17 protein-coding genes are annotated in these 12,004 nt (G+C 27.9%); all 17 read left to right on the top strand.

Going from position 1 to position 12,004, the window contains the following annotated elements; translation table 11 throughout:
- On the top strand, nt 1-285 hold a 285-nt coding region (locus KGF50_RS09970), incomplete at its 5' end, for a DUF2634 domain-containing protein (RefSeq protein ID WP_227847910.1).
- On the top strand, nt 285-1,334 hold the full coding sequence (locus KGF50_RS09965) for a baseplate J/gp47 family protein (RefSeq protein ID WP_227847909.1): 1,050 nt from the start codon (nt 285-287) through the stop codon (nt 1,332-1,334). The genes KGF50_RS09970 and KGF50_RS09965, both read left to right, overlap by 1 nt.
- Entirely contained in the window at nt 1,327-1,944 is a 618-nt protein-coding gene (locus tag KGF50_RS09960) for a YmfQ family protein (protein ID WP_227847908.1), read from the top strand. Before KGF50_RS09965 ends, KGF50_RS09960 begins: the two co-directional genes overlap by 8 nt.
- Before the next feature lie 11 nt (nt 1,945-1,955).
- Nucleotides 1,956-3,065, top strand: a complete 1,110-nt coding sequence (locus tag KGF50_RS09955) for a phage tail protein (RefSeq protein WP_227847907.1) — start codon at nt 1,956-1,958, stop codon at nt 3,063-3,065.
- A 16-nt stretch (nt 3,066-3,081) separates the two neighbouring features.
- Nucleotides 3,082-4,215 carry a kelch-like protein gene (locus KGF50_RS09950; protein WP_227847906.1) on the top strand — a complete coding sequence of 378 codons (1,134 nt, stop codon included), beginning with the start codon at nt 3,082-3,084 and terminating at the stop codon, nt 4,213-4,215.
- Nucleotides 4,216-4,227: 12 nt separating this feature from the next.
- The gene (locus KGF50_RS09945) at nt 4,228-4,593 is read left to right on the top strand and encodes a hypothetical protein (RefSeq protein WP_227847905.1); all 366 of its coding nucleotides are present in this window, start codon (nt 4,228-4,230) and stop codon (nt 4,591-4,593) included.
- Nucleotides 4,594-4,728 carry an XkdX family protein gene (locus KGF50_RS09940; RefSeq protein WP_227847904.1) on the top strand — a complete coding sequence of 45 codons (135 nt, stop codon included), beginning with the start codon at nt 4,594-4,596 and terminating at the stop codon, nt 4,726-4,728.
- Nucleotides 4,729-4,940: 212 nt separating this feature from the next.
- Nucleotides 4,941-5,552, top strand: a complete 612-nt coding sequence (locus KGF50_RS09935) for a hypothetical protein (RefSeq protein WP_227847903.1) — start codon at nt 4,941-4,943, stop codon at nt 5,550-5,552.
- Between the two features lie 12 nt (nt 5,553-5,564).
- Nucleotides 5,565-5,873, top strand: coding sequence for a hypothetical protein (locus KGF50_RS09930; protein WP_227847902.1), 309 nt, complete (start codon nt 5,565-5,567; stop codon nt 5,871-5,873).
- Nucleotides 5,873-6,049 carry a hypothetical protein gene (locus KGF50_RS09925; RefSeq protein WP_227847901.1) on the top strand — a complete coding sequence of 59 codons (177 nt, stop codon included), beginning with the start codon at nt 5,873-5,875 and terminating at the stop codon, nt 6,047-6,049. Before KGF50_RS09930 ends, KGF50_RS09925 begins: the two co-directional genes overlap by 1 nt.
- 36 nt (nt 6,050-6,085) lie before the next feature.
- Nucleotides 6,086-7,846, top strand: coding sequence for a hypothetical protein (locus KGF50_RS09920; protein ID WP_227847900.1), 1,761 nt, complete (start codon nt 6,086-6,088; stop codon nt 7,844-7,846).
- Between the two features lie 17 nt (nt 7,847-7,863).
- Nucleotides 7,864-8,190 (top strand): hypothetical protein, encoded by a 327-nt coding sequence (locus KGF50_RS09915; protein ID WP_227847899.1) that lies wholly within the window; start codon nt 7,864-7,866, stop codon nt 8,188-8,190.
- A gap of 18 nt (nt 8,191-8,208) precedes the next feature.
- On the top strand, nt 8,209-8,379 hold the full coding sequence (locus KGF50_RS09910; protein ID WP_227847898.1) for a hypothetical protein: 171 nt from the start codon (nt 8,209-8,211) through the stop codon (nt 8,377-8,379).
- A 45-nt stretch (nt 8,380-8,424) separates the two neighbouring features.
- Nucleotides 8,425-8,691 carry a hypothetical protein gene (locus tag KGF50_RS09905; RefSeq protein WP_227847897.1) on the top strand — a complete coding sequence of 89 codons (267 nt, stop codon included), beginning with the start codon at nt 8,425-8,427 and terminating at the stop codon, nt 8,689-8,691.
- A complete protein-coding gene (locus KGF50_RS09900; protein WP_227847896.1) occupies nt 8,691-9,488 on the top strand; it encodes an N-acetylmuramoyl-L-alanine amidase in 798 nt (265 codons plus the stop codon). The genes KGF50_RS09905 and KGF50_RS09900 overlap by 1 nt, the downstream gene beginning before the upstream one ends.
- A gap of 499 nt (nt 9,489-9,987) precedes the next feature.
- A complete protein-coding gene (locus tag KGF50_RS09895) occupies nt 9,988-11,352 on the top strand; it encodes a hypothetical protein (RefSeq protein WP_227847895.1) in 1,365 nt (454 codons plus the stop codon).
- A 21-nt stretch (nt 11,353-11,373) separates the two neighbouring features.
- Nucleotides 11,374-11,865, top strand: coding sequence for a zinc ribbon domain-containing protein (locus KGF50_RS09890; RefSeq protein WP_227847894.1), 492 nt, complete (start codon nt 11,374-11,376; stop codon nt 11,863-11,865).
- Nucleotides 11,866-12,004: the final 139 nt, after the last annotated feature.

Here is a 12,004-nt window from a genome sequence, read left to right as displayed (position 1 = left end):
GAAGCATTAAAACAAACCATCTTTTTAATTTTAAATACTGAAAGGTATGAGCACCTTATTTATTCTAGAAATTATGGAGTTGAGTTAAATGACTTAATTGGAGAACCTATGACGTTTGTAATACCTGAACTTGAAAGAAGAATCAAAGAAGCATTAGTTCAGGATGATAGAATTGAAAATGTAGATAATTTTGAGTTTGAAAATATAAAAGGAAAAGTACATTGTAACTTTATAGTTCATACCAAATATAGAAATTTAAATGCAGAGAAGGTGGTGAATATTTAGTGTTTGAACTTATGACATTTGAAAATATAATTAAAAGAATGCTAGATAGTGTACCAGATACTCTTGATAAAAGAGAAGGCTCTATAATATACAATGCCATTGCTCCTGTTGCTATCGAGTTATCAGAAACTTACATTGCTATGGATGAATTATTAGACCAAACATTTGTTGATACTGCTAGTTATTACTATTTAGAGAAAAGATGTAAGGAAAGAGGAATCACACCACTTGAAGCAACTAATACAATTGCTAAAGGAGTATTTAATATAGATATTCCACTTGACTCTAGGTTTAATCTAGGAGAGTACAATTATACAGCAACTGAAAGGGTTAGTGAAGGAATATATAAGATGAAATGTGAAACTGATGGACCTATTTTTGAACTTGGTCAGTTGATTCCAATTGAATATATAGATGGTCTTGAAACTGCTGAGTTAACAGAAATACTGATAAATGGAGAAGATGAAGAATCAGAGGATAGTTTAAGGCAAAGATACTATGACAGTTTAAATTCGCAGAGTTTTGGTGGCAATATACAAAACTATAAGGATGAAGTTAATAAATTGCCTGACGTTGGGGGAGTTAAAGTTTATCCTGTATGGGATGGAGGTGGGACTGTTAAGTTAGTAATAATTAATTCTAATTTCAAAGTACCAAGTACTGATTTAGTTAATTTAGTACAAGAAGAAATTGACCCAATTGGACATCAAGGAGAGGGTATTGGATTAGCTCCGATTGGACACCGAGTAACTGTTGAAGGAGTTACAAGTACAATAATAAATGTATCAGCAGAAATAACATACAAGAGTGGATATACATGGGATAATATAAAATCAGTTGCAGAAGAAGCAATTGACAACTATATGAATGAACTTAACATAAGTTGGGAAGATGAAGAAAACTTAATAGTTCGTATATCTCAGATAGAAACTCGTTTGTTAAGTATAGATGGAGTGTTAGATATTGCAAATACTATGATAAATGATGTTGCATCTAATCTTAATATTGATAAAGATTCTATAGTAGTAAGAGGTGAGGTAGTTGGATAAAGAGATTAATCTAATAAATTACTTACCACAAATTCTGCAAGATAAAGAAGAGTATATAAAAGTATTTAATGCAGAAAACAAAGAAATAAAAACACTACATGAAAAATTAAAGGACCTATCAAATGACCAATTTTTAGAGGACTTAACTCTAATCGGAATAAAAAGATGGGAAAAGATAATGTCTATAACCCCAAAAAGTAATGAGAGTTTAGAGGATAGAAGATTTAGGATTTTTAGTAGATATATAAGTAAATTACCATATTCAGAGAGGTTTCTTAGGAACTGGTTAGATTCAGTTGTTGGAGAAGGAAATTATAAGTTAACTATCAACAATTCTACTTATAATATACACCTTGAGAGTGATGCTAGAAACCAAGAATGGTTCAGTGAGGTTCATACATTTGTAAGTAGTATTAAACCATGTAACATGAGCCTTGATTACACTAGGGTGCTTATAAGTAAAGACAATTATATAAATTTTGGTATAACAACCCTAATGGGTCAAGAAATAACTATATATCCTTGGAGTCCTCCAGATATAGAAACTTATGGAGAAATTGATATATTAGTAGGGAATGGAGTTGGATACCAAGAGATAACAATATTTTAGGAGGTGATATATTGGCTGTAAATAAAAGTTATTACACTATAATTACAGATGTAGGAAAAGCAAAGATAGCAAATGCAAGTGTTACAGGCAATAAAGTCGGATTTGTAAAAATTCAACTTGGTGATGGTGGAGGTAGTGAATATACTCCAACTGAGAGTCAGAAAGCACTTAAAAATGTGGTATGGGAAGGCAATATAGGAAATACAACCACAGATGAAACTGCACCAAATTGCATAATATTAGAGAGTTTAATACCATCAAGTGTAGGTGGGTTTATGATAAGAGAGATAGGATATTTAGATGATGAAAATAATCTAATTGCCATTTCTAAATATAAAGAATGTTATAAACCTTCTATAGAACAAGGTGCAGTTGTTGATATGAAGGTTAAAACTGTGCTTATTGTATCTAATGTAAATAATATAGAACTTAAAATTGATCCTACAATAATTTTTGCGACACTCAAAGACATACAAGACTTGGATACTAAAATAGGCACCCTTAATACTAAAATTGATACAACTAAAACAGAGTTAACAAATGAAATAGAAACTTCTAAAACAGAATTGAATACTATAATTGATACAGAAAATGAAAAGCAGAATATTAAAATTGACCAACTTATTGCAGGTGGTTCAAACGTGGCATATACTCAAAAAGTCACAATTGATGATTGGGTGGATGATACAGATAGCGCATTTAAAGCAACTGTAACACATAGTTTGTTAACACAGAGAATAGTTGTGAATATTATAGATGCTACTACAAAAGAGAGTGTAGTTCCAAACTTTAAAATAGTTGATGACAATTCAATTGAAATACGAAGTGAAACTAAGGTCGAATTAAATGTTTATGTTATTAATGGAAATGCTGAGACTCATTTTATAAATGCAACTGTTGATGATAACAGAGTGTCTGAAATGACTACTTATTCATCTAAAAAAATAGAGGATTCTATTGGTAGCATACAACTTGTAGATACCAGTATAAGTATTACAGATGCTAATGATAGATTTACAAGTGATAAGTTAGATGGCGTATTAGAGGAAATAATGGTAGAAATAAGTGGTCAAAGGGCTAAAGGAATAACTATAGTAAATAATTTAATAGATATGATTTAGTAAAGGAGCGTGAAAGATGACAACAAAGTTAGAAGAAAATGCAAAACTAAGAGAAATGATGGATACATTAGAAACTTCAAAAGATGATTTGCAGACAGGTAAAAATAATATAGCTAGTGTTTTAGGTTCACCTTTTTCGGGAAATGATAAATTAGATGTAACTAAAAACATGCTTGTTTCAATACAAAATACTTTTATATCAAATCTAAATAAAAAAGGTGTGTCAACTTCTGGTGGTACACCTTTTAAAAGTCTAGCTGAAAATGTTGGTAAAATAGAACAAGGAAATATGGATATTCCAAATTGGTTTAAACCTAAAAATTATTCTATCGAAGGAATTTCTATTTATGATCTTACAAACGAATCAAATTGTGTGGCTGTAGATACAGAAATATTATTTCTTTGTTATAACAAAGGTATTTATTTTAGAAAATACAACACAATAACAAATACTACTTCTTCTGTAACAGCACCAAGCACACGTAGACTTCCTTTGCTTACTTATTATAATGGATATATATATTGCATAGGTGGTTATAGCGATACAACAGCTACTTCAACCTGCCAGAAATACAATGTATTAACAAATAGTTGGTCATATATTTCTAGTATGATTACAGCTAGAGGTGCTACTTGCGGGAATACTTATGCTTATTCAGATGAAATACATGTTCTTTATGGTAGTGTTAAAACAACTGAAACTTGGACTAGTGCAGTTGATGAGTATTACAAAGCTAATACAAATACATGGTCAACTAAAGCAACATTACAAGCTTCTAAACGAAGAAGGATGGAGTGTGCAAAAGATTATTATGATTTATACATTGCAGGGTTATCAGACCCTGACAGCATATATAATATGATTATTGTTGATTATAGCCCAAGCAGTGGAACTATGAGTAGAATAGCAGGTCATTGTAATAGTTTTATGGTAGAACTTAAAGGGATGATGTATATAGCTGACTATGGCTATCATGGTTCAGATACAACTGCGACACATGGCTATAATAAAAATGGTGAGGTATTTAAACATCAATATTCAAGTTCGGGTGCGCCAATAAATGGTAATTTTTTTGGTGTTTCTATAAATGATAAGTATATATATTATTATGATGGGCAACGAGTTAAATGCTATATACCAGAATTATAAAGGAGAATTAAAATGATAAAAATATGGGATAAAAAAGAAGAAATAAATGGAGTTTCAGCGGAAGAAATCTTAAAAGGTAATTATGATTTTCAAACAAGCGAAGTATTTTTAATACTCGATGATTATAACAGAGTTACAAATATAGAGTCAGTTAACACAATTAAATCTATATATAAACTAGATAAGAATTTGACTGCTTTAGAAACAGCAGAAAAATATTTAGAAATGCATAAAAAACAAGAAGAAGAGATAAAAGCACATGAGGATCTAGAAAAGAATTCTAAAAGTGCAACTATAGCCACACAGGAAGAAGTAAAAGCATTAAGAGAAGAAACAGCAGCATTGACTTTTGCAATGATGGAAAAGGAGTTGATATAAATGTGGTACAAAATAATAAAAAAATACTATGAGGACGAATTATGGGCTAAGGAACAAGTTAAAACAGCGGTAATAAAGAATAAAATAACAAAAAATGAATATAAGAATATTGTTGGAGAGGACTACATAGAATAGTTCTTTTTTTTAGTTCATATAGTAACTATTTGTTAAGAAATGGTTACTAAAAATTCGTAAAACTCTTCATTTTGCTTTACTTATCTATTTAAAATAAAATCATTTATACTATATATATTTTATAAAAATTGGTTAAACTCAATCACTTTTCTATTTTATAAAGTAACCATTTCTTAACAAACAGTTACTAAAAGTAGAAAGGGGATATTTTTATGATAGAAAAGTTAAATGAAAGTGCGAGTTTAGAACAGTTAATAACTGCTTTTGAAAGTAGCACAAACGAATTTAAAACAAGCAAAGATAATTTTACAAATTTATTAGGTAATCCATTTTATAGTAATACAAGATTTTCAGAATTTGAGGGTGAAATGCAAAATCTTATGAATACTTTTAAAGAAAACTTGAAAAATAAAGGGATAAATATTAGTAATGCAGAAACTTTATTATCCTTAGTTAATAAGGTTGCAAGTATAAATATACCTACACCAATATATACAGCAAGTGGTGAATGTACTCTTGATAGCAGTGGAAAATGTAAAAGTTATACAATTAGTACCTCTAGAGATGTTTATTTTACTAAAATTAATTTGAATTTTTATCCAAGATTTATTCTTATATATAATACTGGTGGGGCTAAAGAATATTTCACAACTAGCTATTTTTGCAGTTCTGTCCCTTTTATAGCTTCTACTGTTGAAAGTTATACTACTTATTTATTAGATAGAAATGATAGTCAAATTCAAATTCAAAAAGGTACATGTGTTTTACCTATATCTTCTTGTAGGTATGCAAGTTCCTCTTTTTATTTTTATGCGATAGGTTAAGGAGTTATTTTTATGAATGATTATATAGAAGTAGGAAGAAGAATATTTTTTGATGAAGAAGGCGAAATAATATTCTATGAAGGGCAATCAAGAGTAAATGTTCTTGAAAGAAAAAACATTAAAAAAATAGAGTATATAGATTTACCTTATAATTATACTGATTATGATAAGCATAAAATAATAGAAATAAATACAGAAACTAAACAGCCAATTTTAAAAGAAACACAAGTATATTTAACAGAAGAAGAAAAAGAAATACAAGAATTAGAAAATAAAATATTATTATTAACAAATCAAGAAATCATGGGAGGTATTTTATAATGAAAATAAATGAAATAGTAGTAAAAATATTAGCAGAGAGGATTCTAAATGGAGGTTTAAATCCTTTAAAAAACAGAAATTTTGAGTTAGAGGATGTGACTAACACAGAATATAGAAAAGCAGTAGAGGGTTATATAATTGAACAAAATGTAGAAGGAGCAGAGCCAACTGTTTAAATAAGGCTATTTTTTTATGAAGAGAGGTGGTTTAATTTGAAATACAAAGAGTTGCTTAAAAAGGTTGATGATATAGAGAATTTTAAAGAACTTGACAATGTAAAATGTAGTGCTGATACAGGTGAATATACTATAGAAAACAGCAAGAAGGGTTATCTAACTAAATTTAATATACAAGGTAAGACGCTAATTAACTTAGCTAATCCTAATAATATTTATACTACAGATGGAGTTAGATATAATAACCCTTTTAAATACATTAAAAGTGGTAATGAATACACCTTTATAAATCTATGTGATGAGCAAATAAAATATACTTATGGAGGTATAGGAGATATAACAGTTCCAGCTAATAGTAAAGTACTGTATACTATTCCAAATGCCAACATTAATACAATAGAAACTATGTGTTATGGTCATACTTCTGATGGATGGGGAGAAACAGATTCAGATAAACAAAAAATATCAAAAGCTATGTTAGTGCTAGAGGGTGATTATACAAATGAAGATATTTCTTATTTTGAAGGGATGCAAAGTGTAGGGCAAGGAAATAACATAGAACTTATGAGTTATCAAGGTGAAAATCTATTTGATGGGACTTATCAAGATGGATATTTTGATGGGAATTCATTAGATGAGGAACTCATACAGAGTATGCCTTGTATAACTACAAATTGGATTGAGTGTAATCCAAATATAGAGTATTATTTTTTAGGTGGTAATAGAAAGCAAATTCAATTTAAGAATGAGAACAACATATTTAAATCAGCTATATTAAATTCAAATAATTTTGAAACTCCTAATGATTGTACTCATTTTAGATTGTATTATGCACGAACAGACCAGTTTTATCCTCCTTTGAATATTTATAAAAAAGGTGATATAAAAATAATACCTTATGCACTAAGAAGTTTATCTAGTGAAATTAAAGATAGGATAATTTACAAAAATAATGGTTATAAATTAGTACAAAGCTGCGAGGAAATCACTTTAAATGGAGATGAAACTTGGGGAATTCACACAAGTATAGAAAAAACAAATACAATGGTATTTGCAACTTCTAAAGGAGTAATAACTTCTAATGGAGACACATGTATATTAAATTCAGATAAATTTAAGCCTGAGTCAGCAAATATTCTTGCAAATTGCGATTATGAATGTGTTGCAAATGGTAGAAATACAGGTTATGAAACAATGATAAGAATATCTAAGACAAAAGCGGATAGTTTAGAGACATTTAAAACTTGGTTAAAAAGCAATAATATTACAGTTATACACCCATTAGAAAGACCAAGAGAGATTGAACTTGTAGATTTAAGTATGCAAACTTTTGAAGGTAAAACAAAATTTTTGTTAGCTACAGGAAGTATAATACCAAAAGTAAGTTTTGAGTCAACTCAAAATTTAGGGAGTCATATAGAAGTTATTAGAAGTAGCATAGCAAATATAAGTCATATACAATCTAACTTTAGAGTTGTAGATTTATCTAATAAACTATTAAATGGATGGAAGGGAACTGTTTCAGATAATGATGGTTTTATGATAAGTAAAAATGGCAATCAAGTTAGTTTTCACATGCGTATAACTGGTGGAGCAATTACAGAAAGTACAGCATTACTAAAACTTCCAGATGGATTTATACCTAAAAATTTCTATATATTTCCGATATTCACAACTCAAACTAATCAATTAGTTCGAGGTTTTATGTATTTTAATTTTTCAAATGGATACATTCAAATTACAGAACTATCAAGTAATGTAGATATATACAGCTATGGAACTTATTTTATTGAATAAGAAAGGAGAATTTATATATGAATATAGAAGAAAGGAAAAAAATTTTAATTTTATATGGACTTGAAAATGATTTAAATAATATAGATAATTACTTTATTACAGAAAATAAACAGCTATTTACTCCAGTAATAAAAAATGGAGAGGTGACTAAAACAGGAGAGCAGGTTTATTGTGAATGGTTAGAACTACAAAACAGTCCAGCTGAATCAAAACAATCACTTGATGAAACAAATGCAGATAAAATTACAATTTTAATAGAAAATCAAAAGAATCAAGATAATCTATTAATAGATAATGCTTATAGAATTGCTATGTTAGAACTTAACACAAATAATGTATTATAAAAATTTGGAGGCAAGAATATGTACAATATTTTAAAAAGAATGATTGAACAAAAAAATTATGAAACTAAAGAAGAGTTGCAAACTAAGTTGGATGTATTCTGTGTATTAAATAGAATTAAAGAAAATGAATACAAAGAATTAACAAATATGATAAACAAAGAAGAATTATCAATAGAACCGATTATCTAATATAGAAAGGTTCTTTTTTTATATAAATTTCAGCAGGAGGTCATCATGGAGCAGTTATTAACAGAGCTAAGCAGTCTAGGAGCAATAGGAATACTATGTGCTTTACTATTCAAAAACACTATGCAGGAGAAAAAAGAAGATAGGGACATGTATAAAAAAACAGTAGAAGATTTTATTGAGCTATCGACGCAGCAACAAGAAATTAATAAAAATATACTTGTTGAAATGGGAGCAATGAAAACTGATGTAGAGGAAATAAAAGAAGATGTAACAGATATAAAAGTTATGCTACAGAAAGAAGGTGATAAATGATGAAAGTAGCAATAGTACCAGGGCATACTCTAACAGGAAAAGGAACAGGAGCAGTTGGATATATAGATGAAGGAAAAGAAAATAGACTACTAACTGATTTAATTATTAAATGGTTGAAACAAGGTGGAGCTACTGTATATACTGGAAAAGTAGATAAATCTAACAACTATCTAGCAGAGCAATGTAAAATAGCTAATAAACAAAATGTAGACTTAGCAGTACAAATTCATTTCAATGCAAATAGAACAACCCTAAATCCTATTGGAACAGAAACGATATATAAAACTAATAGTGGCAAGTTGTATGCTGATAGAGTTAATAAGAAATTAGCAACAGTATTTGAAAATAGAGGTGCCAAATCTGATGTAAGAGATCTTTACTGGCTTAATCATACAAAAGCACCAGCAATATTGATTGAAGTATGCTTTGTAGATAGCAAGTCAGATACAGATTATTATATTAGATGTAAAAATACAGTAGCAAAATTAATTGCAGAAGGTATATTAAATAAGAACATATATAGTGAGGTAGTGGGTAAATTGATTAAACATACAGTAATTTATGATGGAGAAGTTGATAGAATACCAGCGGAAGTAATTAGTTGGAATTACAAAGAAAGTGAATGTAGAGTTTGTGATATAAAAGATTATAAAGCATATCAAACAGAGAATTTATATGTTGTAGGGTCAGGAGCCTGTGAGAAGATAAGTTCTATGACTAAAGAAAAATATACTATGATAAAAGGTAATGATAGATTTGAGACACTTTATAAAGCGTTAGATTTTATAAACAAATAAACAATAGATTGCTAAGTGTATCTTTTTTTATTGAAAATATGTAAATAATGAATTTAAATTCACTAACAGATATGATAATGAGACAAGGTGTTTTTGCAGCTTTATTTTTATATCTAAAATGAGAGATGATTAAAATAAAATTAATAGAGATTATAACAGAATATCAAGGTGGAAATAGCTATTTAATTGCAACCTTCAGATTAAACAATAAATTTATATTAATGAACTATATTTATTACAAATAAAAATAAATGGTGGCAAAACTTAACTTGCCACCATCTTGCCACCGAAAATAAAGAATAGAATAAATTTAAATTAAGCATAATAAAACATAAACAACAAAACTAAACTTAATAAATTATTGAAATACCAACACTTGTGAAAAAATAACAACAATAAACAAACAAAATAGATAAATATATCCAATTAAGGTATAATTAAGTTTTATATGATATAGTTATATTTGATAATTGACAATGGTAAAACTTGGAGGGAAAAAATGGATGAAAAAAAAATAGATAACATGAATTATTCATATAGCAACTATTCTAAAAAAACAGGTAAACCAACTAGAAAAATAAAAAATAATAACCTTACACTTGAAACTAAAGAAGATAAAATTTGCTCTAGTTGCAACAAACAAAATAATCCTAAAGATAATTACTGTAAATTTTGTGGAAATGAACTTTATGAAACAGTATCATTAAAATCAAGCGAAACAAAACTTGACTTAAAATCTAAAATAAAAGAACTCTCATATCACGCAAATATAAGAGGGATATTTTTAACGACTTTTTCAACTATATTTATATTGCTGGTTATTTCGTTAATATTTAAGGCTATAATTACTATTCAATTTAATGATATCAGTTATATGATAAATCCAGCACATATAATTTTAGCTCTTAACCTAGGGCAAATCAGCGTATCTATGTCTACCATGATGGGTTCTGGATTTATAAGTGCAAATATAGGCTTGTTAATATTACTTATAATTCCTGTTTTAGGATTAATTATATCAAATCTAATTTTTATGAGAAAAAGATGTAAGGATTCAAAAACTACATTAGCTAATTCTCTTGGAGTTGGAATTTTTTATGGATTAATTTTAGCTATTTTATGTATTTTTACTAATGTTAAAACTAGCTCACATAGTATGTTAGAATATGGATATGCTTTAGAGTATAGTTACGAATTTTTTAGTGCACTTTTAAATGGATTTGTATTAGGATTTATATGTACATATATAACTAATTATAGAAAAAGCTATGAAAAAGAAAATATGTATATGTCCCTTTTTTCAAATGCTATTAAAATATTTATATTAGGATATGCCTTAGTGTTAGCAATACTTTTTATATTAACTATATCTGATAGTAGTTATTTAAATGAATTGAATATGAGTAGTTACTCAAGTGGAATCGATTTATTTGCTATATTGCCACAAATTGCGAGCTATATGTGGGCTTTTGCAAATGGAATTTCGGTAACAATAATAAATTCAACATTGTCAATCTTTAGCTTAGGTTCATCTTCTTTATTTGGAGATACTAAATTAATGTTTTATGCAATGGGAGCTTTGTCTGCATTAATAATTTTATTAAATGGATATAAGTTAAGATTTAAATACGAAACACATAGTATTAAACCTATAATAATATTTAGCATATATTATGCATTTTTAATGGGTATGTTAGCTTTGTTTAGCACGTTTATACTTGATAGTAATATTAATTTCTTTAATACGACTAGTTATGGAACAACTCTAGTTATGCAATTTAAAGTGTTCTCAACTATTATAATTTCATTTATATACAGTTTTGTGATATCTTTAATAGGATATAAGCTAAACTCAGCTGATTAAATATGATTGGAGGAAACTTCTATGGAAGAAAATAATAAAAAGACAGTAGATGATAAATTTTCTAAGGTTAAAAAAAGATTTGGTAATGGAAAATTTAAGATTGAATTATATAAGGAAAAATCAAAGATAAATAGAGAAATTGATGATATTCAAGAAAAGAAGAGTAAGCTATTTTTAGAAATGGGAATGTTGACTTACCAAAAAATTAGAGAAAATTCTATTGATGATGAGTGTTTTGATAAATTCTGTGATGAGTTGTTAGAACTTGATAAGATAATTTATGAAAAAAATATGGAAATCAATGAAATGGAAATTGCAGAAAGTAATGTAACTTGTGAATGTGGTTATGTTGGAAATATAAATGACAAATATTGTGCTGAATGTGGTAGAAAATTTGAATTAGATAATGATTATGATGATTTTATAGTTTGTGGTTATTGCGAAAGTGAAATAGATTCAGAATCTGAGTTTTGTCCATGTTGTGGTAGAAAAATTATTATGGATTTAGAATAGTATTGGGGAACCTATGTATTGTATACATGGGTTTTTTTATTTAAATTATTTGTATCTATATTTAAATGAAAATAAAAACCAAAAAAATGAAATAAATTTTCTTAAAACTATGAATAACAAGGAAATGTTTGGAATAAAT

Source organism: Clostridioides sp. ZZV15-6598 (genome assembly GCF_020657705.1).
In the GTDB taxonomy this organism is placed as follows: Bacteria; Bacillota; Clostridia; order Peptostreptococcales; family Peptostreptococcaceae; genus Clostridioides; species Clostridioides difficile_F.
Note: the sequence above shows the minus strand (reverse complement) of the source record. Positions and strands in the feature narration are given on the sequence as shown.

Bases quoted from the DNA above. Each gene is read 5' to 3' on its own strand.
- KGF50_RS09950 (WP_227847906.1), top strand. From the start codon at position 3,082: ATGACAACAAAGTTAGAAGAAAATGCAAAACTAAGAGAAATGATGGAT.
- KGF50_RS09945 (WP_227847905.1), top strand. From the start codon at position 4,228: ATGATAAAAATATGGGATAAAAAAGAAGAAATAAATGGAGTTTCAGCG.
- KGF50_RS09940 (WP_227847904.1), top strand. From the start codon at position 4,594: ATGTGGTACAAAATAATAAAAAAATACTATGAGGACGAATTATGGGCT.
- KGF50_RS09935 (WP_227847903.1), top strand. From the start codon at position 4,941: ATGATAGAAAAGTTAAATGAAAGTGCGAGTTTAGAACAGTTAATAACT.
- KGF50_RS09930 (WP_227847902.1), top strand. From the start codon at position 5,565: ATGAATGATTATATAGAAGTAGGAAGAAGAATATTTTTTGATGAAGAA.
- KGF50_RS09925 (WP_227847901.1), top strand. From the start codon at position 5,873: ATGAAAATAAATGAAATAGTAGTAAAAATATTAGCAGAGAGGATTCTA.
- KGF50_RS09915 (WP_227847899.1), top strand. From the start codon at position 7,864: ATGAATATAGAAGAAAGGAAAAAAATTTTAATTTTATATGGACTTGAA.
- KGF50_RS09910 (WP_227847898.1), top strand. From the start codon at position 8,209: ATGTACAATATTTTAAAAAGAATGATTGAACAAAAAAATTATGAAACT.
- KGF50_RS09905 (WP_227847897.1), top strand. From the start codon at position 8,425: ATGGAGCAGTTATTAACAGAGCTAAGCAGTCTAGGAGCAATAGGAATA.
- KGF50_RS09900 (WP_227847896.1), top strand. From the start codon at position 8,691: ATGAAAGTAGCAATAGTACCAGGGCATACTCTAACAGGAAAAGGAACA.
- KGF50_RS09895 (WP_227847895.1), top strand. From the start codon at position 9,988: ATGGATGAAAAAAAAATAGATAACATGAATTATTCATATAGCAACTAT.
- KGF50_RS09890 (WP_227847894.1), top strand. From the start codon at position 11,374: ATGGAAGAAAATAATAAAAAGACAGTAGATGATAAATTTTCTAAGGTT.